Raw genomic sequence first — 22405 nt, forward strand, 5'->3', positions numbered from 1 at the left:
CAGCGCGAGCGCTCCTTAGAGCATGCAGGACACGCAGCCCTCGACCTCGGTACCGCTCAGCGCAGTCTGGCGCAGGCGGACGTAGTAGATCGTCTTGATCCCCTTGCGCCAAGCGTAGATCTGGGCACGGTTGATGTCGCGGGTCGTGGCGGTGTCCTTGAAGAACAGCGTCAGCGACAGGCCCTGGTCCACATACTTGGTCGCCACCGCGTAGGTGTCGATGATCTTCTCGAAGCCGACCTCGTAGGCGTCCTCAAAGTACTCCAGGTTCTCGTTATTCATGTGCGGCGCTGCGTAGTAGACGCGGCCGATCTTGCCCTCCTTGCGGATCTCGATCTTCGAGGCGATCGGGTGGATCGAGGAGGTGGAGTTGTTAATGTACGAGATCGAGCCGGTCGGCGGAACCGCCTGCAGGTTGCGGTTGTAGATACCGTGCTTCGCCACGGAGGCCTTGAGCTCCGCCCAGTCCTCGGTGGTCGGCACCTCGATGCTGGATGCGGCAAAGATCTCCTTGACCTTCTCCGTCTTCGGGGCAAACTCAGCCGGGTCGTAACGGTCGAAGAAGGCACCGGATGCGTACTCGGAGTTCTCGAAGTCGTGGAATGCCGTGCCGCGCTCGATCGCGATCTTGTTGGAGGCCTTCAGGCACTCGTACATCACGGCAGCAAAGTAGGCGTTGGTGAAATCCAGTGCTTCCTCAGAGCCGTAGTGGATGTGCTCGCGACCCAGGTAGCCGTGCAGGTTCATCTGCCCCAGCCCGATGGCGTGCGAGTGATCGTTGCCCTGGCGGATGGACGGCACGGAGTCGATGTCCGTCTGATCCGAGACAGCGGTGAGCGCCCGGATTGCGATCTCGATGGTCTTCGAGAAGTCCGCGGAGTCCATCGCCATGGCAATGTTCATGGAGCCCAGGTTGCAGGAGATGTCATCGCCGATGGTCTCGTAGGTGAGGTCCTCGTTGAAGGCGGACGGCGTGGAGACCTGCAGGATCTCGGAGCACAGGTTCGAGTGGGTGATGCGGCCGGCAATCGGGTTGGCACGGTTCACGGTGTCCTCGTACATGATGTACGGGTAGCCGGACTCGAACTGGATCTCCGCGAGGGTCTGGAAGAAGTCACGGGCGTTGATCTTCTTCTTGCGGATGCGTGGGTCCTCAACCATCTCGTCGTAGTGCTCGGTGACGGAGATGTCGGCGAAAGGCTTGCCGTAGACGCGCTCGACGTCGTACGGGGAGAACAGGTACATGTCCGCGTTCTTGCGGGCCAGTTCGAAGGTGACGTCCGGGATCACCACGCCGAGGGAGAGCGTCTTAATGCGGATCTTCTCGTCCGCGTTCTCGCGCTTGGTGTCCAGGAAATTCAGGATGTCCGGGTGGTGGGCGTTGAGGTACACCGCGCCGGCCCCCTGGCGGGCACCCAGCTGGTTGGCGTAGGAGAAGGCGTCCTCCAGCAGCTTCATGACCGGGATGATGCCGGAAGACTGGTTCTCGATGTGCTTAATCGGCGCGCCTGCTTCACGGATGTTGCTCAGCAGCAGTGCCACGCCACCGCCGCGCTTGGAGAGCTGCAGGGCGGAGTTGATGGAGCGGCCGATGGACTCCATGTTGTCCTCGATGCGCAGGAGGAAGCAGCTCACCGGCTCACCACGCTGTGCCTTACCGATGTTGAGGAAGGTCGGGGTCGCCGGCTGGAAACGGCCGTCGAGGATCTCGTCCACCAGGGACTTCGCCATCTCCTCGTCGCCATCCGCGAGGCCGAGGGCCACCATGCAGACGCGGTCCTCGAAGCGTTCGAGGTAGCGCTTACCGTCGAAGGTCTTCAGGGTGTAGGAGGTGTAGTACTTGTACGCCCCGAGGAAGGACTGGAAGCGGAACTTCTTCGCATAAGCCTGCTTGAACAGCGCCTTGATGAAGGGGAAATCGTACTTGTCGAGGATTTCCTTATCGTAGTACTTGTTCTCAACCAGGTACTCGAGCTTTTCCGCCAGGTTGTGGAAGAAAACGGTGTTCTGGTTGACGTGCTGCAGAAAGAACTGGTTCGCGGCCTTGTGGTCCGCGTCGAACTGAATCTGCCCGTTTTCGTCGTACAGGTTCAGCATTGCGTTGAGCGCGTGGTAGTCCAGCTTCTCGGACTCCTTGACTGGCTCTGCGACAGTCTTGCCAAAGTTCTCGGCCATCATTGTCCTCTCTTGATGTTCTTCTTTATTACGACGCCAGTAGCTGGCGGTAGTGCGTTGTTTTTAGTTTTAATGTGGCGTTCGGGGCCGTTATTGCCAGGTGCCTTCGGCGATCATGGCCTGCTTGAATTCTGCGAGGCCCTCCTTGACCCGTTCCACGTCATGCTCCGTGCCCATCATTTCGAAGCGATAGAGGTAGGACACTTGACACTTGGCTGAGATGACGTCCCCGGCGAGGCAGAAATCTGGACCAAAATTGATATTGCCAGCGGCGATGACCCCGCGCAGATAATCCCGGTTTTGCTTCTCGTTGAGGAAGTGGATGACCTGTTTGGGGACGGGTCGGGAGTTCTCCCCCACCATACCCACCCCACCGCCGTAGGTGGGCACGATGAGTACGTGGGGTTCATCGACCACCAACGGTTCCTCGTAGCGGTAGATCGGGATGCGTTTATTCGGCAGCCCGAGCTTTTGCACGAAGCGGTGTGTGTTGTTGGTCGTTGATGAGAAGTACGTGATGAGCATGTGAACTCTAAGACCCTTCTTTCTGAATGCCTTGAGCCGCATCTCCGTGATGCTCGGCCTCGATGCTGTCGAGGGCGGCTGCTGGCGTCCACGTCAGGAAACGTGGCACGACCAGGAGCATCACGATGGTCCCGATGATGACTAAGCCACCGCCTGCTGCGGTGACGGTGCCGGCCGGGTAGTGGGAGCCCGCCCAGCCGTGGAGGCCGTCCGCGATGCGGGGACCGCCGGCGACGACCACGAAGAACACGCTCTGCACTCGGCCGCGTACCTCATCGGTCGCGGCTTCCTGCAGCATCGTGGAGCGCAGCACCGCGGAGAACATGTCCGCAGCACCACCCGCCGCGAAGGCCAGCAGGGCCACCGCCGCCCACAATCCCACTGTGCCATTCGCTGCAGACACGGCCAGGCCCATGACGAGGATCGCCACGCCCCAGAGCCCAACGAAGCAGCTCACGCCCAGTCCGCGGCGTTCGATTTTCGTCACCACGCCGGAGAACAGTCCACCGAGGACTGCGCCCACGGGCAGGGCCGCGAACAGCAGCGCGTACATGATGCCGCCACTGGCCTGTTCCCCGAAGTCTTCGGCGGACATCTGCGGGATAAGTGCCCGCGGTGAGCCGAAAACCATCGCGATGAGGTCGATGGCGAAAGTCATGAGGATGATCGGCTGTGTGAGCAGGAACCGGAAGCCGTCGATCACGGAGGCGATCCCCGCCTTCGCGGGCTGTCCGTCATCGGTAGTCCGCGGCGGCAACGCGGGCAGTCGGTGCACGGCGTAGAGCGTGGCGAAGAGCGCCATAAAATCCAGGAAGTACAACCAGCTGAACCCGAGGATCGGAATCAACATGCCGCCCAGCACCGGACCGACGATCGCTCCGGTCTGCTGGACTGTCATGTTAAGGCTGGTCGCCGCGGCGATCTGTTGCCTGCCCACGAGGGTGGCAATGATGGCAACCCTGGTGGGCTGGTTGACGGCAAAGAAGCCCTGCTGCACCGCGAATAGGGCAAGCAAGGGCCACACGGAGGCGCCACCGGTCGCCGCGAAGACCCAGAATCCTGCCGCCGAAAGAATCATGCCGGTGGTGGTGATGTGGAGCAGGGTTCGGCGGTCCATGTTGTCTGCGAGGGAACCGCCGTAGAGTCCGAAGACCACCAGCGGGACGAAGCCGCAGAGGCTGGCGAGTCCGACGTACGCGGAACTGCCGGTCAGCGCGTAGATATGCGCAGGAACAGCGATGATGTTGAGCTGTGCACCGATAACGGTGACGATGTTTGCCTGCCAAAGGCGACGAAATTCGGGAACCTTCAAGGGCGTGGTGTCTACGAGCAGTTGACGCACGACGACCGCGACCTTTCTTGGTTTCCAGTGGCTTCCCCGCGTGGGTGCAGCGCTGACGCAGGGGCGCAGTGGACCCTTCCCACCTGGGCTGTTGCATTGGGCCCGCTCCCGCGTGAGGCGAAATCAGGCATAAGTAAAGCCAGCGCAAAGTTTCTAACGCTGACGGTTGAGGTGCCGCTCCTAGCGTGGGAGGCGGCGCGGGCATCCAGCCCGCAGAATTGTGCCCCGGCCTCGCACTTCAGGCTGGGCGCGGGGCTAGAAAGTTTGAGTGAGCTGCAGCAGGGTGTCCGGTGACGACGCCTCAGGCTGCTGCGACACTCGGCGACTTAGGCAGCCGCGGCGCTCAGAGCCTTGATGCGGTCTGGACGGAAGCCGGACCAGTGCTCCTCGCCGGAGACGACGACCGGGGCCTGGAGGTGGCCGAGTGCCAGGACGTACTCGCGGGCCTCATCGTCAAGGCTGATATCGACCATCTCGTATTCCAGTCCAGCCTTGTCGAGAGCCCTCTGGGTTGCGGTGCACTGGACGCAAGCTGGCTTGGTGTAAACGGTGATCATATCCGCGCAAATCTCCTATATCGCGCCGCCCGTATGGGCGGAGTCTGTGGCGTGTTGACTGCCCTGAGATTACACACCTGTCACCACACACACAACCCGTAATGCCACAATATTTTGGGCCATAATAGGGGCCAAAACACTAGATATTGTGGTTGCTGTGACTAAAAGCGCAGGTAATGATTTCAGCTCGCCACTACATGTTGAGCCCCGGAATACAAGATTGTAATTCCACATGCGGTATCCCCCACTACTCCCCCGACCCACCCCCGCCGGAGCCACCCAAGGCAACGGAAAAGCCGGCCACACCCCACACGGAATGTGACCGGCTTCGCACCGCGCTAGCGGTAGAAACTATCCACTAAGAATTAGCCCTGGCGAGCCTTGAAACGCGGATCCTTCTTGTTGATGACGTAGACCTTACCGTGGCGACGCACAACCTGAGCGCCCGGCTTGTTCTTCAGCGACCGAAGGGACTTACGGACCTTCATCGGGCGCTCCTTTCTTTATAGACTTCTCAAAAGCTCGACACTTTCGCACTACTGCGAGCGCTGCGTGAAGCAGCACGTTCACACGTTCTTCACGCGCGGCAACGTGCCAAGCTGAAACACAATGACTGATTGTAGCGGCTGAACAGCCAAAAGCAAAAACGATTGGCTAGCATGGACGCCCATGAACACCACCGCCCTGCAGCGCCGCATCATCGCCGAACTCTACGCCAAACCCCACATCGACCCCGAGGCCGAGGTCACCGCACGCGTGAACTTCCTCGTGGATTATGCGCTCAGCACCGGCGCGAAGGGCTTCACTCTGGGCATTTCGGGCGGGCAGGACTCTACCCTCGCCGGCCGGTTGAGCCAGCTCGCCGTCGAGAAACTGCGCAGCCGCGGTGTCCCGGCCGAGTTCTACGCGATGCGCCTTCCCTACGGCACCCAAGCGGATGAGGAGGATGCTCAGATCGCACTGCGCTTCATCCAGCCGTCGCAGTCCGTCACCATCAACATTCAGGACGCCACCCTGGCCATCGCAAGCGCTGTCTCGGAGAGCCTCACGGGCAAGCCGGTGAGCGACTTCAACAAGGGCAATATCAAGGCCCGGCAACGCATGATCGCTCAGTACACCCTGGCCAGCGAGACCGGCACCCTCGTGGTCGGCTCCGATCACGCGGCCGAGGCGATCACTGGCTTCTACACCAAGTTCGGCGACGGCGCCGCCGATCTCATGCCATTAGTGGGGCTCAACAAGCGCCAGGGCGCTGAGCTCCTGCGCTACCTGGGCGCGCCGGCGTCGACATGGGAGAAGGTTCCCACCGCAGACCTGGAGGAAGACCGCCCCATGCTCTCCGACGAGGAGGCGCTGGGAGTGACCTACGCGCACATCGATGACTACCTGGAGGGCAGGGACGTCCCGAAAGCGGCGGCGGAGCGCATCGAGTACCTCTGGCGGGCCAGCCGCCACAAGCGCACCACTCCCCCAGGCCCGGCAGACACCTGGTGGCGCGACTAGCCGCGGGGCACGGCACAGCCGCCGGACTCGCAGGCACCCAGCCCCATGGCCCTGCCGATGCGGCCCCGGTTGTGTGAGAACAGCCGGTAGCCCAGCGCGTAGACCGGCGAGAGCACACAGATCAGCAGCGCCCGACCCGCCAGGCGCACACCAAAGTTCCGCCCGTGGCGCCACAATGCCTCGCCGATGGCGCGGTGGCCCAGGGCCAGCGTGCCGTCGTCACCCAGGTACACCGCGTGCTCGGCGATGTTGGCTCGCACGTCGGCGGGCTGGGCCGGGTCATCGGCGGAGCCCGCCACGCAGCTCACCCCCGGGGAGAGCCGGGTGAGAATCTGGGCGAGGCGCTCACAGACGGCGCAATGGGCGTCGTAAAAGAAAAAGGCCATGATGCCTAGAGCCTAGGCAAGAGCAACTAGAAGAAGAAGTGGCTGCCGATAATGACCACGAAGCCCAGGTACCAAGCGATGAGCACGATCACCGGCTGGGCCACCCCCTGGCCGGTCGCCTTGTTGCGGTTGTACGCCCGGCCGCGGGTGAAGCGGACGAGGGTCATCAGGAACAGCGGCAGGGTGACGGTCCAGACGGCCATGCAGTAGACGCACAGGGCTCCGATCTCGAAGACGGCTTCATAGGCGAGCCAGTGCACGAAGCCCACGGCGAAGATCAGGCCCAGCAGCTCGCCTGCCCACATCCACTCGGGGAAGCGCACGCCCGCGGCCAGGGAGACGCCGAAGAAGACCACCAGGGCGAAGCCAACTAGACCGATATAGGGGTTGGCGAAGCCAAAGGCGGAGGCCTGCGGAGAGGCCATGACGTCCGTGCACGACACGATCGCGTTGACCGTGCAGGCGGGGATGTAGTCCGGGTTGGAGAGCAGTGTGACCTTGTCCTGCATGATCAGCCCCGAGAAGAACAGCCCCACTGCTCCGAGCACAGCCATGAGGATGCCGAAGGCTGAACTTGCCCCGATGGTTCGGGGTTGAGCGGCAGCGGAATCGACACCAGCCTCAGCAGGCTCGACCGACGATTGCTTCGCTTCTGCGGAGGCAGTTGACATGGGGTCACCTTCAAGTCGAAAACGGGCACCCGGCGGAATAGCTCACCGGGTCATCCTGCGTGATTATATCGCGTCTGCACCCCTCGACGAGGCCACTCAACCCCGCTTTCCGCGACTTCAAACGTCACTCCTCGTGACTTGTCATGATATTCACATAAACACATTTCTTGGCATGTTTTCATACATGTTTAGCCGAGCTCCGCATTGCTCAAAGATTTGCGTTTGCATAGTCTCTGCAACATGTCTGAGTTCTTATATAGGGTAGGTAAAACGTCCTACCGCAAAGCATGGCCGTTCTTGGTCGCCTGGATTGTGATTCTGGGCGCACTAGGTTTCGGCGCCGCCACATATGCGAAAGACCCAAGCCCCACCTTCTCCATGCCGGACATGGACTCCACCGTCACCCAGGAGGAGATGAACAACCGCTTCGGCTCCGACACCGATGCCATGAGCGTGCCCTCGGGTTCCGTTGTCGTCCAAGCGCCGGAGGGCAAAAAGCTGACCGACCCCGCCGTCATGGCAGAAGTCGACGAGATGCTGGATGAGCTCAAGGCCACCGGCGAGTTGGCTAACCAGGATGCCATCGTCAACCCTGTTCTGGCCGCCAAGGGCATGGAACAGCAGATGACGAAGGCGAAGGCAGCACAGGGCATGCCGAAGGAGCAGATCACATCCGATCTTGAAGCCCTCTCCCCGCTGAGCGCCGACGAAACCACCGGCACCGTCAGCATTACCTTTGACTACGACTCCATCCTTGAGGTCCCTTCTGAGGCACGCGGAGCAGTCACTGACGTCCTCGATAAATACGACGACACGGACCTCACCGTGAAGTACAACGGCAATGCATTCTCCGGGGCAACCGAAATGGATGGCACCGCCGAGCTGATCGGTATCGCTGTTGCGGCGATTGTCCTACTGGTGACCTTCGGCTCACTCGTCGCGGCGGGGCTGCCGATCATCGCCGCACTGGTCGGCGTGGGTGTCGGAATTCTCGGCATCCAGCTGGCCACGCTGGTCACCGATTCGATTTCGGACATGACCCCAATGCTGGCCTCCATGATCGGCCTGGCAGTGGGCATCGACTACTCGCTCTTCATCGTTGCCCGGTTCCGCAACGAGCTGATTTCCTCCTCGGGGCTCAACGATCTCTCGCCGAAGGAACTGGCGGAACAGCTACGCACGATGAGCATGAACAAGCGTGCTCATGCCATGGGCATGGCACTCGGAACCGCAGGAGGTTCGGTTGTTTTCGCCGGCGCCACCGTGTTGATCGCACTGGCCGCTTTGTCAATCATCGGCATCCCTTTCCTGACAGCCATGGCCTTCGCCGCGGCAGCCACAGTGCTGGTCGCCGTGCTGGTCGCGCTGACCTTCCTGCCCGCACTCCTTGGCCTGCTGGGCACGCGCGCTTTCGCTAGCCGCATTCCCGGCCCCAAGGTCCCCGACCCGGAGGACGAAAAGCCCACGATGGGGCTCAAGTGGGCACGCCAGATCCGGAAGCGCCCATGGGTAACCCTGGTGGCCGGAGTGGTCCTGCTTGGTATTTTGGCGATCCCCGCCACGGGTCTGCGCTTGGCGATGCCAACTGACGGCACGGCAAAGCTGGGCTCCCCCCAGCGCGATGCCTACGAGATGACTGCAGAGAAGTTTGGGGATGGCCGCAACGCCCCCATGATCGCGTTCGTGGATACCGCCAACGTCGATGCGAAGGACCGTCCCGCCGCTTACCAGGAGCTGCTGCAGGACTTCTCCAGCACTCAAGGCGTCGTGAACGCCCAGATCATCGACACGACAGAGAACCAGGACGCCGCCCAGGTGCTCATCACCCCGGAGACCGGCGCGACCGATGAGGCGACCACCGAGACTCTCGAGCGCCTCCGCGAATTCAAGGGCTCCTTCGAGGAAGAAACTGGCGGAACCTTCGGCATCACCGGCATCACCCCGATCTTCGATGACATTTCTGAAAAGCTCGCGGACGTGCTCGTGCCCTATATCGCCATTGTTCTGGGCCTGGCTTTCATCGTTCTGACCCTGGTCTTCCGTTCACTGTGGGTGCCGTTTATCGCGGCCCTCGGCTTCGGTCTATCCATGGCTGCCACCTTCGGTGTGACCGTGGCGATCTTCCAGGAGGGCATGTTCGGCCTGATCAACGACCCGCAGCCGTTGCTGTCCTTCCTGCCGATCATGCTCATCGGACTGACCTTTGGTCTGGCGATGGACTACCAGGTGTTCCTGGTCACTCGTATGCGCGAAGGTTATGTCTCGCGCGGCAAGGAAGCTGGCAACGCCGTGGCCAATGGATACAAGCATGGTGCGCGTGTGGTGACCGCTGCTGCGCTGATCATGATTTCTGTGTTCGCGGCATTCATGCTGATCGATGAACCCTTCATTAAGGCCATGGGCTTCGCCCTTGCGGCAGGCGTTCTGCTGGACGCCTTTGTGGTTCGCATGACGCTCATCCCGGCAACCATGTACCTACTGGGTGATCGCGCGTGGTCGATCCCAGGCTGGCTAGACAAGATCCTGCCGAACCTGGACATCGAGGGTGAGAAACTCCATCAAAAACATTCCCAGGCGCAGGTGAAGGCTACGGTATAAGCCATGGATTACCGGGAAGTAAAAAAAGGCCGCGACGCGGCGGTCAATCTCCGAGGCGACGGTTCAACTGATGCTGGAGCACCCGGACAGGATGCCGACCGTCGCCCAGATTTCGGATCGAGCTGATATCTCGGTTCGCACCTTCCACAATTACTTCGCAGATACCGATGAGGCGATTTTCGAGTTCCTCCGCCAGACCTTCGACAAAATCAGTGACCAGATCAATGCGCTTCCTGAACAGTGGACAGCGGCCCAAGCGATGGAAGCGATCGTCTCTGACGCGTTGAATGACGACGGCGTGGAGCTCTACTCCGCGTCCACACTGGTTTTGTTGGGAAGCCACGCGAGCTCTCGTTCGCGCCGCCCACCCAGCGAAGAAACCGTCACGGAGATTTCTTCCTCCATGATGAAGGCCCTCAAGAACAGAATTCCTGGAGCAACGCATTTTGATGCACAGGTACTGATTGGCGCCTACACCGTCGCCAGCGCGACCGCAGTCAGGGAATACCTGGAGCGGCCAGAGCCTCGATCCCCTGAGGAGGGACGCGACCTGGTTCACCGAGCGTTCCAGGTACTCCGCGACTACCAATAGCGCCTCATCTTTCTTGGGGCGTGCCGTCGCATGATCGCGCTGGCCGCCAAGCTCACCGGCGTGCCCGCCCCCAGCGGGTAGTGCACGCCAGCGGGCCAGAGGGTTAAGTAGCAAAAAGTGTGTCTGATTTTCAGCCTATCTGCTGGTCAGGCCGCATAAAACGGGCTTATATAAGGTTCCAGACCTTATTCAGGCCCGTTTCTTGCCCAATCCACCGGAATGGCTCCTGCATGTGGTATCAGCGGCTTGGTTGTCTTTCTGGGTGACTCCAAACAGACCCCGATGCCCTATATGTACTGGGCACATGAAGAAAAACGGCACCACAACCAAAGGAACAACCAGATGGCGGTGCAAAAACCCTGACTGCGGATGCTCAACAACACGACACCGCAAAGATCAAGCACTGGCCCGCGACTTCACAACATTTCACCGCTACGTCACTACGACAGCACCACTGACTCGCATCGCCTCGGAAGTCGGCTGCTCACGCTGGACACTGGACCGTAAATTCGAACCATTCTGGCTCATCAATGTCCCTCACGCCCCGGACCCCAACCGGGTCTACGACCAGATCTTCATCGACGGCACCTACACCGACGCTGGTTGCTTGCTTGTGGCAGCCAGCCACGACCACGTCATCGCATGGCACTGGACACAACGCGAAACCGCCCACGCCTACACCCAACTACTCAAAAACATCGCCCCACCACTATGCGTTGTCCTCGACGGTGGCCAAGGTGCCTACTCAGCAATCAAAGCCTGCTGGCCCAACACACGGATTCAACGCTGCCTTGTCCATGCCCAACGCGTCATCCGTCGCTACACCACATCCCGTCCACGCACCGACGCCGGCAAAGCCATCTACGCCCTGGCATTGAAACTGACCCGTATCACCACACTCGACCAGGCACGGGAGTGGACGCTGCGTCTGCATGACTTCGGACAGGTATTCAAAGCATTCCTCAACGAAAAAACACCCCTCCCCAAAGAACGCCGCACCCTGAATAAACAGTGGGAATGGACCCACCTGCGAGTTCGCAAGGCATACAACTCCCTGCTGCACCTCTCACGGAAAGGATGGCTGTTTACCTACCTCCAGCCCCCACCAGAAGCACTCGAACCAAAGCGCTGGGCATCAACAACAAACAGTCTGGAAGGCGGCATCAACGCCCAGATCAAACGCATCGCCGATGCCCACCGCGGCAGATCCGGGGAACGCCAACGCAAAATGCTCGAGTGGTACCTGCACTCCAAAACGCAGCTGCCTGACGACCCGCTAAAGATCGCCAGGCAGTGCAATTACGGACAAGATCAACTCGCCAAAGTCAACGATCTTGTCCCAGAAGACCACAACAAAGCCGACCACGAAACAGGACGACCAGCCTTCTATGACAACGCTATCCCAACCGAATACCAACACAACATAGGAATCCGGAAAGGGCCCATGAGATAAAAAGGGCCCACCCGGCGACACGCCGGGCAGACACACTTTTTGCTACTTAACCCGGGCCAGAGACGGGTTAAACGACAAAAGGGGATGCGGACGGGATCTTGGAGGATTCCACTTATGAACCGTTCGTACACAGATCAGCAGCGTCGCAGAGCGATTGAGGTTTATAAGCGCACTCAGTCGGTGACGAAGACGACCCGGCAGCTGGGGTATCCGGGGAGATGGACGCTGTACAAATGGTTGCGTGAACCCACCACTCCAGGTAGACCGCGTAAGCAGGCGAAAACCTTGACGCGTTACCCGTTTGAGGTCAAGCTTCGTGCTGTCGAACTTTTCAACGCCGGCTGGAGCCCAGCTGACATCGCTCAAGAATGTGGGCTGAGGTCAAAAATGAGCGTCTATTCTTGGACACAACGCCATCGTGAAGAGGGACAATGGGGGCTGATGTCGAAAAAGGAACGAGAAGAACGTGCTCGCATCCCCACCCGAGCAGCCCTTGAAAAATCTTTGCCGGATGATCCATCTGAACTGAAAGAACAGATGGCCAAGCTGCTGGTCGAGAAAGCTGTATTGGAAAAGGAGCTGGAGCTTGTAAAAAAAGACGTCAGCGTCATCCCAGGTCAGCTCAGTAATAGACAAAAGACCGCAGTGGTTGACGCGCTACGCCCTGACTTCCCCTTGCCGATGCTGCTCGACTCTATCGGCCTTGCACAATCGAGTTTTTACTACCACCTTCAACAACGCAGCCGGCCCGATAAGCACGAGCATATCCGTGACATACTCCATGCCATCGACGCGCAGTCGGACAACACGTACGGCTATCGACGCATGTGGTGGGAGTTGCGTCATCGTGGGATCATCATCAGCGAGAAGGTTGTTCGTCGCCTCATGCGCGAAGAAGGAATCGTGCCCCGCTTTCCGAAACGCAAGTGGAGGTACTCCAGCTATCAGGGAGAAATTTCACCAGCTCCGGACAACTTGGTGAACCGTAATTTTCACGCTGACAGCCCAAACAAGTTGTGGCTAACTGACATCAGTGTTTTTGCAGCTCACGATAGTCGCGTGTACCTCTCTGCCATAATCGACTGTTTTGACGGCAAGGTCGTCGCCGCGAAAACAAGCGTGCACCCCACTATGGAGTTGGCGCAGGAAACCCTGCTTGCTGCCATTGAAGCGGAGCAGCCAGAAGCAGATGGTTCCCTGGTGCTTCATTCTGACCGGGGTGCACATTACCGCGGTAGCACCTGGCGCAGTTTGACCGCTAAATACGGGATTGTCAGCTCAATGTCTAAAAAGGGTTGCAGCCCAGATAACGCAGCGTGTGAAGGATTTTTCGGCCGTATGAAAAATGAGATGTACTACGGCAAGGTTTGGCAAACCACCAAAGAGCTCGAAGAAGCCATCGCGCGATACATCGAGTTCTATAACAACCACCGGATCAAAACCAGTCTAGGCGGTGTGAGTATCACCGCCTACCGAAAACTTCATGTAGCGTGACCCGAAACTGTCCAACAAAATGTCCGCGTCCCCAAATGTGTGTCCGGATTCGTCGATTTGTTTGGGTTGATCAGGGGTAATCCGGAAAGTATATGCTCCTAGAGCATATATCCGCCCCGGGGCGGCGAAATACCGGGTGTGACAGCAGCGTGTGGTAGGAGCTGGTGTTGGCATTGATCAATGCCGAAGAACAGACCACGCTGCCACTGCGGCGGCGAGATGAAACGCAACGGTAAGACCTCCGCCAACCGCACCCGGTGGCGGTGCAAAATCTGCGGCGCTTCCACCACCAAGCAGCGCCCCGATATCACCAACTCCGCAGCCTTCGCAGCATTTATCACCCACCTCACAACCGGTGCGAGCTTGGAAACCGCTGCCGCCGAAGCAGGGTGTCATCCGCGTACCCTGCAACGCCGGTTTGAACACTTCTGGCTAGTTGATGTCCCCGATCCCACGATCGGGCACGAAGGCCGGGTCTACGACCAGGTCTTTCTTGACGGCACCTACACCGCCGGCGGATGCTTGATTGTTGCCGCCACCTTGGATCACGTCATCGCTTGGCACTGGTGCACACGTGAGACCACCCGCGACTACCAAAGGCTCCTCGAACGTATCCCCGCGCCCCTGATCGCTGTCATCGACGGCGGCCAAGGCGCTGCCAGCGCAATCAAGACATGCTGGCCTGCAACGAAAGTGCAGCGCTGCCTCGTTCACGCCCAACGCGTGGTGCGTCGGCACACCACCTCACGCCCCCGCACCGATGCAGGACGAGCGATTTACCAGCTTGCGCTCAACCTTACGAAGATCACCGCTCTTGACGAGGCGGCCGCGTGGGGTGCGCAACTGCACGAATACGGCACTATCTACCGCGACTGGATGAACCAGAAAACGTTCACAACCGACCCGGCGACACGGCAACGCACCTGGTCATGGACGCATGAACGCACCCGCAAGGCCTACAACAGTCTCAACCACCTGTGGCGCAACCAGCTGTTATTTGTCTATCTCGACCCACCTGACGGTGTCCTCGATGTCAGCCGGATCAAATCCACCACCAACAGCCTGGAAGGCGGCATCAACGCCCAGTTGAAACTGCTTGCCCGCACCCACCGCGGCAGATCCGGTGAACACCAACGCCGGATGCTGGATTGGTGGCTGTACCTGCAAACGGAACTGCCTGACGACCCTGTTGAGATCGCCAGGCAGTCCAACTGGGGCCAGGACCAACTCGCCAAAGTATCCACCCTGACCCAAACCGAGAACCAAGCCGACCACGAAACCGGACGACCAGCCCTCTACGACAACGCTATCGACACCGACTACACACACTCAATCGGCATCCAAAAAGGCCACATCTAACCCCGCGACACGCCGGAGTCAGACACACATTTTGTCGTTTAACCCCCAGAGACCCCACCTAAACACGAAAAAACCTCCGGCCGATAAGACCGGAGGTTTTCTCTCTAAGTGGAGCTAAGGGGATTCGAACCCCTGACCCCCACACTGCCAGTGTGGTGCGCTACCAACTGCGCCATAGCCCCTTGGTGCGGATCTAAAGATACCCCACCGGAACACAACCCACCAAATCGGTGGCCGTGAGGGCCGAAAAACCGACCCTCACGCTGCGGTTATTTAATTCTTGACCACGTCCGGAACCCAGGACTGCAGCATTCCGTCCTTGCCGGTCTTAATGTCGAGCTTCTGGCCATCCACCAGGACGATCGGCGAGGACACCTGGCCAACCTTCTTCTTCAGGACCTTCGCGTTGGCCTCGCCAACCTCGACGCCCTTATCCTCCAGCTCGCCATTCTTGATCTTCTCGATCAGCGAAGCGTCCAAGTCATATGCCGAAGCAGCCTGCGCCAGGTCCTCGTAGTCCCAGGTGCGTGCAACGGTCTCCTGCTCGAGCATGGTGTAGTTGTGGAAGTTCCAGAACGCCTTGACGTTGCCGGTCTCAGCGATGGCGTATGCCACCGCAGCACCACGGGTCGACGGACCACGACGGCCGTCGTCCAGGAAGTTCAAAAAATTAAAACGAACCTTGAGCTTGCCATCGGAGACGGCCTGCTTAACGTCCTGGTGATCTGCTTCCACCAGTTGGGAGCAGTACGGGCAGGAGAAGTCCTCGTAGATGTCAGCGACGGGGGCGTCCTTATCGACGTTCTTCGAAGCCAGCTCGACGACATTGTCCTTCGCGGTGATGGTGAAGTTGACGTCTTCCTGTGGCATGTTCGCCGCGATGTCCTCCTTCGACCCACCGCGGGTGACGACGATGCCGATTACGACGGCCGCGATCACAAGAACCGCGATGATCGTCCACATGAAACCACTGCCACCCTTTTGATCGGGGGCCTTAACCTTCTGGCTCACTAAAACTTCCTTTCAGACCTTCACATGCGCGCCATTCGCCGGGTGCGGGGGCGCCCAAATGGACGGCCGGTTCCCGGCCTATCGTCGCTAACCCTAGTGATCTTAAAGTCACAAAATCCACTTGGGAGACCCCAAAAGCCCAGGTTGCCAGGAAGCTGTTACCCACCGGCACAAGCTGCCAGAGTTCCCACAGCTTCGCGTCGCCTTCAGTACATCGCGTCAGTGCACATCTTATTGACAGGAATTTTTGATCTTCCGGCAAGTGACGTAGCTCACCGACGTATGTTTAGACCATGGAAGAACAAACTTTTGCCTCACAGTTGAATGATGTGCTGGGCACAATCTCGGGCTTCGTGTGGGGGCCCTGGCTACTCATCCCACTCCTCTTCGGTACCGGTCTGGTGCTCACGATCCGCCTGCGTGGCGTCCAGTTCCGCAAGCTCGGCGCCGCGCTCCGTCATGGCCTGCTGGACCGGGACGACGAGGGCGGCGAGGGCGATATCTCTCAGTACCAGGCCCTGACCACCGCGCTGGCCGCGACCGTCGGCGTGGGCAATATCGTCGGTGTCGCGACCGCGCTGTCCATCGGTGGCCCCGGCGCGCTGTTCTGGATGTGGGTCACCGGCCTAGTCGGCATGGCATCCAAGTACGCCGAGGCCTTCCTGGGCGTTCGTTTCCGCACCACGGATAAGAAGGGCAACATCTCCGGTGGCCCACAGCGCTACCTGGAGCACGGCATCAAGGGCGGGCTCGGGAAGTTCCTCGCCTGGTTCTTCGCCATCGCCGCGGTCATCGCATCCTTCGGCATCGGTAACCTCACCCAGGCCAACGCTGTGGCTGAGGGTCTGAAGGATACCTTCGACATTGACCCACGCCTGACCGCGGTCTTCCTCTTCGTCGGTGTCGGCGCGGTGCTGATGGGCGGCATCAAGTCCATCGGTACGGTGACCTCCGGTTTCGTCCCAATGATGATCGTGATCTATCTGGGCGGCGGCATCATCGTGCTCATTAAGCACGCTGCTGAGATCCCGGCCGCATTCGGAATGATCTTCAGCGATGCCTTCACCGGCACCTCTGCGGTGGGCGGGTTCATCGGCTCGTCCATCATCATCGTGATGCAGATGGGTTTTGCACGAGGCATCTTCTCCAACGAGTCCGGTATGGGTTCCGCCGCTGTCGCAGCTTCGGCGGCGAAGACATCCCACCCGGTGCGCCAGGGCCTTGTTTCCATGACCCAGACCTTTATCGACACCATCATCGTGGTCACAATGACGGGCCTCGTTATCGTGACCACGGGCGTGTGGGATCTCGGCGCCGACCAGGCAGGTGTGATGACCGCACGGGCCTACTCCGCCGGCCTGGGCTCTGATTGGGGCGGCATGATCGTCTCCGTGTCGGTGGTCTTCTTCGCCTTTTCCACCCTGCTGGGCTGGTCCTACTACGGCGAGCGCAATGCACAGCGCGTCTTCGGCGACTGGGCGTCCCCCATCTACCGCATGCTCTTCACCTGCGTGGTCGTGGTCGGTGCGACGACCGAGCTTGAGCTGGCATGGACCTTCGCCGACCTCGCTAATGGTTTGATGGCTCTACCGAACCTGATCGGTTTGCTGATCCTCTCTGGCCTCATCGCCCGGGAGACGAAGGCGTACCTGGACTTCGACCCCACCCTGCAGGCCACCCCGGAGCAGGTGGAACAGTTCCTCATCGATTCCGGCAACCCGTGGCGCACGGACCCGAACAGGGCTATCGATATTCCGCACGAGGCACAAGATGCCAAGTAAGGCCTAGCCACTGCCCCCAGCTGGCCACGGTTCCACGTGGCCAGCAATGACTAAAGGTCGGTCCCCACCAGGATGGTGGGGACCGACCTTTAGCGCTACCGGGCGCTTCTCCCCGAATTCACCCGCGTCTCCGAGAAGAGCTGCTTGGGGGTGAGGGGGGCACCGACTACTGCTTAGCGTCGAAAGTGACCTTCACAGAAGCGGTGTTCTGCTCGTTATCGTCTTCGTGGACCTCGGTGCTGACGACGTAGCGGTCGCCGGTCTTGACGACCTTGGCGTCGCGCTCCTGCTGGTCGGAGGTCTCCCACTCCTTGCCGTCGACCTTGAGGCTGAGGCCGTCGAGGGTCGGGTTATCCCCCTCGAGGATCTCGACCTCGAGCTCGGTAGCACCGTCGCCAGCCTCGTACTTCAGCTCCTGCTGACCATCATCCGTGGTGCGCTTGACCTTCACAGGAGCGAACTCGCCGTCAACAGGCTTCCCGTCCAGCAGAATCTTCGGCTGGCTCAGGTCCGAGTTCTCGTCGGCGGCGGCCGTCGTGGAGGTGGACTCGTCCGCCTTCGCGGAATCCACCGCGTCGCCAGCCTTCTCGGTCGCGGAGCTGGCGGCGTCGCCCGCCTGCTCGGTGGCGTTGTTGACCGTCTCTTCGCCAGAATCACTGCACGCAGCCACGCCCAGCAGTAGAGCCGGGGCGGCGACGGCAGCGGTCAGCGACTTCAGGACATTGCTCTTAGCGATGTTAGTCATGATTCCACGTTAACAGATTTTTTCCTTTGTCTCCCGAAACCATATCGGGGCTCAACAGTGAACCAGAACGACTTTCCCCTCAGCAATAACGTCGAGCTAGATCAGCAAAGAGCCAAAGAGGAATCCGAAAGCCACCGCGAGTGCAATATTCACCACCCCCGGAATCATGAACGGATGGTTGAAAACTGCCTTGCCCACGCGCGTCGAGCCAGTGTCATCCATCTCGACCGCCGCGAGCAGGGTCGGGTACGTCGGCAGCACAAAGAGTGCAGACACGGCCGGGAAGGCCGCGATCGCTGCCACGGGACCGACGCCCAGCGCCAGTGCCGTGGGCATGAGAGCCTTTGCCGTCGCGGCCTGCGAGTACAACAGCGCCGCCGCGAAGAAGAGAACAACGGCGAGAAGCCACGGCTTGGTACTGAGGGTAGCCCCGGCAACATCCGTGATCTCGTCGAGATGAGCGTTGACGAAGGTCGTTCCCAACCAAGCCACACCAAGGACACACACGCATGCGGACATCCCAGAGCGGAAGGTCGCCATCTCCAGAATTCGGCCCGGCTCCACACGACAGAACCCCGTGATAGCCATCGCAGCAGCAAGCATGATCGACATAATCGCCTCGGTGCGCGGCAACGTCGGATCCGCAATGATCTGCAGGTTATCCGAAATCAACGCCGCATAGCTGACCACGGCGACGATGGCGAGCAAGAAGATCAGCACCGACGCCTTGGCACCCGGCTTCTCGGTGTACCGCACCTTCCCCCGGAACTTCACCAGGCCCCTTTCCTTGCGCTCCAGGTAGACGGGGTCCTCCGCCAACGGGGTGCCGAGCCAGTTGGCAACAAAGCTGGTGATAATGACCGCGAGGAAGGTCGACGGAATCGCAATCCCGAGCAGGGTCAGGTACCCGACTCCCATCGGCTCCAGGATGGATGCCAGGAACACCACGGCGGCCGAAATCGGGCTGGCGGTGATAGCCATCTGCGAGGCCACGACCGCGATGGACAGTGGCCGCGACGGGCGAATCTCGTTTTCCTTGGCCACCTCCGTGACCACCGGCAATGCAGCAAAGGCAGTGTGCCCAGTGCCAGCGAAAAGCGTGAGGAAATAGGTCACCATTGGAGCGAAGAGCGTGATGCGCTTCGGTTGCTTGCGCAGCAGCTTATCGGTCTGCGCCACGAGCCAGTCCATGCCGCCGGCTGCCTGCATCGCGGCGATGGCAGCGATGACGGACATGATGATGCCGATGACGTCGAAGGGAATGTCCTCACCAGTCACCGGCGCTCCGGCGATCGCAAGGGCGATCACTCCCAGGCCGCCGGCAGCACCGATCGCGATCGACCCATACCTCGCACCGAGCACAATGGCGGCGAGGACGATCAGGAGGTGAACCCAAATCATGGTGGCGTCTCTTTCAGCTCAACGAGGGGTCGGCTTCCATCCGCTCACCGGCCGCAGTTCCGAAGCGGAGCAAATGGAAGTTCGCAAAATCTTATGAATGGCACAGTTCTGGGACGAAATGCACCCTTGGGAACCCGAGAATAACACGGTAAATAGAACCAACCGCTATCGCTAAAAACAGGACGAACATAATGTGCGGGCCGTCACTTTAATAAAAACAGAGAAACAGAATAAGCATCTATAGTTCCCGAATAAACACCCTTCTCGCAGATCAGGCAGCCTTTGCTCCGGACGCCTTCCTCGCGGCCGCTAAGCTCACCGACAAAGTCGCGAATCAGAAAAGTGACCCCAATAACAGTAGTGATAAATCACCATTTAGCCATGGTTGCGGAAACGTCACGCTTGCCTTAATTTCAGGCAGCTGCTTTTTGGAATTCCCCCAGGAAGCTCTTCACATCGCCCCAGAGCTCTTGACGGCAACTCCCCCGCTCTGTGGCCGCGCAGCTCGTCTGACCAAGCCATCGCCTACCTAAGCTCACGGTCATCGTCACCACCGGTTTAACCAGGCAGCGCGAGTGCGATAGCTGCCTGCTAGCCTGGAGTTATTCATAAAGAGAAGGCGAGAGACAAGCTCGATGACCCTTCAGCAACCTACCGACGCGCAAGGTGCTCCAGCTTGAACGATGAGTATTCTTTTTATGTGGTCTTCCACCCGACCAACATCAAGGAGAAGAAATGCGGGGCGAGATTTTCTACGACAGCGGTGAGCTCAAATATTCCGGTGGCACGAGCATCGATCCACAGACGGGGGACGTCTACCGCGAGGGTCACGGAGTCGAATACTACGAAGACGGCACGCCTAAGAAGGTCGGCGTATTTCAACGCCGAGGATTGGTCTACGGCTGCGAGTTTTACCCCAGCGGTCGATTGAAGTCCGTAGCAACCTATAACGACCCGGAGGACGGAGCCTACTACGGCCCCTCCTACCCCGTGACCGGGACCTTCTTCGACGAAGAGGGCCAGATTCTCCACTCCGGACCGTTCACCATCTCTCGGTCTGGAATCGGCTGGCCACGCGTGGTCGAACCCGAGGGCTACGGGCCCCTGGACTAGGGGCGGCCCCAGAATTCCACTGTGAGACAGCTCGCTGAAGTGTTTCCCCCTAAAAGGGAAACAAAATAGTCACTAAAGGGGCAGCACCACGAGCGTTACGCGCCTCTCAGGGGCTCCCCGAGGAGACCACGGATCACATAATCCGCCAGTTAAATTGCGTTGATACGACAAAACCCCAGCTCATTTCTGAACTGGGGTGATGTCAATCGTGGAGCCGGCGGGAATTGAACCCGCGTCCTTCGCGACTTCGCCAGGGCTTCTCCGTGCGCAGTTCGCTGTCATCTCTGCTCGGCTCTCCGGGTCACGCGAACCAGCCCGGACGATGAGCCCAGTCACTCTAAGATGTCCCGTGCAGCTCGAGTGACCTAGCTGCACAGCAAGCCTCTTTAAACGATGCCGGGTGCTAAGCCAGAGGCTAGCTTAGGCCGACAGACACGCGGTCGCTGAATTAGGCAGCGAGGGCGTAGTCGCGCTGAGTGTTCTCGGCGCTTAGAAATCGCAGCGACGCTTACGGTGGTCATCTGCCTTCACCGGCACGCTTCCCCTAGCTCAATGCACGAAGTCGAAACCATGTCGGCCCCATACAAGCCTGCTGCGGAAGTTGCGTCTCAGCAGGATGGTTCAGATTACTGCATTTTTCGCTTTTCGTAAAGCGCGTTCAATGCCGTTGCCATCTTTTGCCGCTGCCAGTGCAGCTTTTCCTTCTGCGAGCGCCGCGCGTTGCGCACCGCGATGATTCCTACAACGACCCCCACCACAATCGGCACCCAGAACCTCGGGTGGTCCAGCAGCCACACGAGCCAGTCCGGCAGCTCAGGCAAGCTCGGTAGATCGATCTGCGGCCACGGGATTGTGGGCCAGTTGATATCCGGCCACGGGATCTTGGGGAGCCGTATCTCGGGCCAGGGAATCTCCGGCCAATTGATATCCGGTATCAGCCGTTGAAGAAACTCGATGATCGGGGCCAGCAGCGCGGCGAGGATCTTGCCCAGGATCGGCACGACAAGAAAGGCGAAGATCGCCCAACCGCTCTTACCGAGCCCACCGAGCAGCGGATAGAGCCACCGCCGGACGGGCGAGGCCTCCATCTTCGCAGCACGCTTCGCAGCTGGAGCACCAGCCGGCGGGTCGAAGAAGATGAAGGAATTCTTGGTCTTTACCCCGACCTGGATGAGGTGCCGGTCGAAAACTGCGGTGTCCAACTTCAACATCGCAGGGGCCGCGGATACCCCTGGGTCCAGGACATCGGAGAACTCGCCGTCGGCCATCTGCTTGGGGGCTTTGCCCGTCGGCGTCAGCCGGACCTTGCGCTGGCTCAGGCTGCGTTCCCGGTAGACGGGCACGCCGTGCTGTAGCACGACCACCGGAGGTGCCTCGTACTCGAGGAACGCCTCCAACTTCTCGGCGATCTTTCCCCGTACCCCATCATCAGGGTTTTCCTTCTCCCCCTCAGTTCCGGTTGCGGCATGCTGCTCAGCCGGCCGCGTCGCGGGCAATTCCCCCACCTCGACCTTTGCCCCGCCCTCTGGTGCCTCAAGTTCGACGAAGCCATCGGAGCTGGCCGCCGCACCAGGATCAGCATCGTCCTTCTTGAGCAGCGGGAACCCCGGGTCAACACGACGGAGCTCGGCCGGCTGACCGACGCACACCTCAATCAACCCCAGGCTCGGGTGAGTAAGCCGCCAGTGCTCCACGGCGG

The 22405-nt window shown here is 60.0% G+C and carries 19 protein-coding genes, 1 tRNA gene, 1 other RNA gene and 1 riboswitch; of the genes, 8 read left to right on the forward strand and 13 right to left on the reverse strand.

Going from position 1 to position 22405, the window contains the following annotated elements:
• Positions 1–15: 15 nt before the first annotated feature.
• The 5 genes from nrdE to ykgO form a co-directional block, all read right to left on the reverse strand.
• Positions 16–2175, reverse strand: coding sequence for a class 1b ribonucleoside-diphosphate reductase subunit alpha (gene nrdE, locus CU_RS07475; protein ID WP_012360727.1), 2160 nt, complete (start codon positions 2173–2175; stop codon positions 16–18).
• Between the two features lie 90 nt (positions 2176–2265).
• Complete coding sequence (gene nrdI / locus CU_RS07480; RefSeq protein ID WP_012360728.1) at positions 2266–2700, reverse strand: class Ib ribonucleoside-diphosphate reductase assembly flavoprotein NrdI; 435 nt, start codon at positions 2698–2700, stop codon at positions 2266–2268.
• Positions 2701–2707: 7 nt separating this feature from the next.
• A complete protein-coding gene (locus CU_RS07485) occupies positions 2708–4042 on the reverse strand; it encodes an MFS transporter (RefSeq protein WP_012360729.1) in 1335 nt (444 codons plus the stop codon).
• A gap of 326 nt (positions 4043–4368) precedes the next feature.
• Complete coding sequence (gene nrdH, locus CU_RS07490; RefSeq protein WP_012360730.1) at positions 4369–4599, reverse strand: glutaredoxin-like protein NrdH; 231 nt, start codon at positions 4597–4599, stop codon at positions 4369–4371.
• A 365-nt stretch (positions 4600–4964) separates the two neighbouring features.
• Positions 4965–5087 carry a type B 50S ribosomal protein L36 gene (ykgO, locus tag CU_RS07495; RefSeq protein ID WP_005288826.1) on the reverse strand — a complete coding sequence of 41 codons (123 nt, stop codon included), beginning with the start codon at positions 5085–5087 and terminating at the stop codon, positions 4965–4967.
• 181 nt (positions 5088–5268) lie between these two features.
• On the opposite strand from ykgO, the gene nadE reads away from it, so the two are divergent.
• Entirely contained in the window at positions 5269–6102 is an 834-nt protein-coding gene (gene nadE / locus CU_RS07500) for an ammonia-dependent NAD(+) synthetase (RefSeq protein WP_012360731.1), read from the forward strand.
• On the opposite strand, the gene CU_RS07505 is transcribed toward nadE, so the two are convergent.
• Positions 6099–6488: a DCC1-like thiol-disulfide oxidoreductase family protein gene (locus tag CU_RS07505; protein WP_012360732.1), complete on the reverse strand. Its 390-nt coding sequence runs from the start codon at positions 6486–6488 to the stop codon at positions 6099–6101. The two genes, nadE and CU_RS07505, sit on opposite strands and share 4 nt — an antisense overlap.
• A gap of 26 nt (positions 6489–6514) precedes the next feature.
• On the reverse strand, positions 6515–7159 hold the full coding sequence (locus CU_RS07510; RefSeq protein WP_012360733.1) for a vitamin K epoxide reductase family protein: 645 nt from the start codon (positions 7157–7159) through the stop codon (positions 6515–6517).
• A 240-nt stretch (positions 7160–7399) separates the two neighbouring features.
• On the opposite strand from CU_RS07510, the gene CU_RS07515 reads away from it, so the two are divergent.
• From CU_RS07515 to CU_RS07530, 5 genes are all read left to right on the forward strand, one after another.
• Positions 7400–9757, forward strand: coding sequence for an MMPL family transporter (locus CU_RS07515; RefSeq protein ID WP_012360734.1), 2358 nt, complete (start codon positions 7400–7402; stop codon positions 9755–9757).
• Positions 9758–9827: 70 nt separating this feature from the next.
• Positions 9828–10349, forward strand: a complete 522-nt coding sequence (locus CU_RS07520; RefSeq protein WP_231837636.1) for a TetR/AcrR family transcriptional regulator — start codon at positions 9828–9830, stop codon at positions 10347–10349.
• Positions 10350–10611: 262 nt separating this feature from the next.
• Positions 10612–11802, forward strand: a complete 1191-nt coding sequence (locus CU_RS10365) for an IS256-like element ISCur3 family transposase (RefSeq protein ID WP_173362320.1) — start codon at positions 10612–10614, stop codon at positions 11800–11802.
• 114 nt (positions 11803–11916) lie between these two features.
• Positions 11917–13296 (forward strand): IS3 family transposase, encoded by a 1380-nt coding sequence (locus CU_RS07525; protein WP_081477615.1) that lies wholly within the window; start codon positions 11917–11919, stop codon positions 13294–13296.
• 180 nt (positions 13297–13476) lie between these two features.
• Positions 13477–14655 (forward strand): IS256-like element ISCur2 family transposase, encoded by a 1179-nt coding sequence (locus tag CU_RS07530; RefSeq protein WP_012360738.1) that lies wholly within the window; start codon positions 13477–13479, stop codon positions 14653–14655.
• A gap of 109 nt (positions 14656–14764) precedes the next feature.
• Here the strand turns inward: CU_RS07530 and CU_RS07535 are convergent.
• Both CU_RS07535 and CU_RS07540 read right to left on the reverse strand, forming a co-directional pair.
• Positions 14765–14837, reverse strand: a tRNA-Ala gene (locus tag CU_RS07535).
• 91 nt (positions 14838–14928) lie between these two features.
• Positions 14929–15666, reverse strand: a complete 738-nt coding sequence (locus tag CU_RS07540; protein ID WP_012360739.1) for a DsbA family protein — start codon at positions 15664–15666, stop codon at positions 14929–14931.
• Between the two features lie 293 nt (positions 15667–15959).
• Here CU_RS07540 and CU_RS07545 point away from each other — a divergent pair, with 293 nt between their 5' ends.
• Positions 15960–17447 (forward strand): alanine/glycine:cation symporter family protein, encoded by a 1488-nt coding sequence (locus CU_RS07545; protein ID WP_012360740.1) that lies wholly within the window; start codon positions 15960–15962, stop codon positions 17445–17447.
• Between the two features lie 166 nt (positions 17448–17613).
• On the opposite strand, the gene CU_RS07550 is transcribed toward CU_RS07545, so the two are convergent.
• Positions 17614–18192 (reverse strand): lipoprotein LpqH, encoded by a 579-nt coding sequence (locus CU_RS07550; RefSeq protein WP_012360741.1) that lies wholly within the window; start codon positions 18190–18192, stop codon positions 17614–17616.
• A gap of 96 nt (positions 18193–18288) precedes the next feature.
• Positions 18289–19593: an anaerobic C4-dicarboxylate transporter gene (locus CU_RS07555; RefSeq protein WP_012360742.1), complete on the reverse strand. Its 1305-nt coding sequence runs from the start codon at positions 19591–19593 to the stop codon at positions 18289–18291.
• A 603-nt stretch (positions 19594–20196) separates the two neighbouring features.
• A riboswitch (SAM riboswitch) is annotated at positions 20197–20283 on the forward strand.
• A gap of 45 nt (positions 20284–20328) precedes the next feature.
• Between CU_RS07555 and CU_RS07560 the strand changes: the two genes are divergently transcribed.
• A complete protein-coding gene (locus CU_RS07560) occupies positions 20329–20706 on the forward strand; it encodes a toxin-antitoxin system YwqK family antitoxin (RefSeq protein ID WP_012360743.1) in 378 nt (125 codons plus the stop codon).
• 206 nt (positions 20707–20912) lie between these two features.
• Here CU_RS07560 and ssrA read toward each other — a convergent pair.
• Positions 20913–21287, reverse strand: a transfer-messenger RNA (tmRNA) gene (ssrA, locus tag CU_RS10370).
• Positions 21288–21332: 45 nt separating this feature from the next.
• Positions 21333–22400: a hypothetical protein gene (locus tag CU_RS07565; protein ID WP_012360744.1), complete on the reverse strand. Its 1068-nt coding sequence runs from the start codon at positions 22398–22400 to the stop codon at positions 21333–21335.
• Positions 22401–22405: the final 5 nt, after the last annotated feature.

Origin of the sequence: Corynebacterium urealyticum DSM 7109, assembly GCF_000069945.1 — a bacterium.
GTDB lineage: Bacteria > Actinomycetota > Actinomycetes > Mycobacteriales > Mycobacteriaceae > Corynebacterium > Corynebacterium urealyticum.

Bases quoted from the DNA above. Each gene is read 5' to 3' on its own strand.
- CU_RS07505 (WP_012360732.1), bottom strand. From the start codon at position 6,488: ATGGCCTTTTTCTTTTACGACGCCCATTGCGCCGTCTGTGAGCGCCTC.
- nadE (WP_012360731.1), top strand. From the start codon at position 5,269: ATGAACACCACCGCCCTGCAGCGCCGCATCATCGCCGAACTCTACGCC.
- CU_RS07510 (WP_012360733.1), bottom strand. From the start codon at position 7,159: ATGTCAACTGCCTCCGCAGAAGCGAAGCAATCGTCGGTCGAGCCTGCT.
- nrdI (WP_012360728.1), bottom strand. From the start codon at position 2,700: ATGCTCATCACGTACTTCTCATCAACGACCAACAACACACACCGCTTC.
- CU_RS07545 (WP_012360740.1), top strand. From the start codon at position 15,960: ATGGAAGAACAAACTTTTGCCTCACAGTTGAATGATGTGCTGGGCACA.
- CU_RS07525 (WP_081477615.1), top strand. From the start codon at position 11,917: ATGAACCGTTCGTACACAGATCAGCAGCGTCGCAGAGCGATTGAGGTT.
- CU_RS07530 (WP_012360738.1), top strand. From the start codon at position 13,477: ATGCCGAAGAACAGACCACGCTGCCACTGCGGCGGCGAGATGAAACGC.
- CU_RS07550 (WP_012360741.1), bottom strand. From the start codon at position 18,192: ATGACTAACATCGCTAAGAGCAATGTCCTGAAGTCGCTGACCGCTGCC.
- CU_RS07520 (WP_231837636.1), top strand. From the start codon at position 9,828: ATGCTGGAGCACCCGGACAGGATGCCGACCGTCGCCCAGATTTCGGAT.
- CU_RS07560 (WP_012360743.1), top strand. From the start codon at position 20,329: ATGCGGGGCGAGATTTTCTACGACAGCGGTGAGCTCAAATATTCCGGT.
- CU_RS07555 (WP_012360742.1), bottom strand. From the start codon at position 19,593: ATGATTTGGGTTCACCTCCTGATCGTCCTCGCCGCCATTGTGCTCGGT.
- nrdE (WP_012360727.1), bottom strand. From the start codon at position 2,175: ATGGCCGAGAACTTTGGCAAGACTGTCGCAGAGCCAGTCAAGGAGTCC.
- ykgO (WP_005288826.1), bottom strand. From the start codon at position 5,087: ATGAAGGTCCGTAAGTCCCTTCGGTCGCTGAAGAACAAGCCGGGCGCT.
- CU_RS07515 (WP_012360734.1), top strand. From the start codon at position 7,400: ATGTCTGAGTTCTTATATAGGGTAGGTAAAACGTCCTACCGCAAAGCA.
- nrdH (WP_012360730.1), bottom strand. From the start codon at position 4,599: ATGATCACCGTTTACACCAAGCCAGCTTGCGTCCAGTGCACCGCAACC.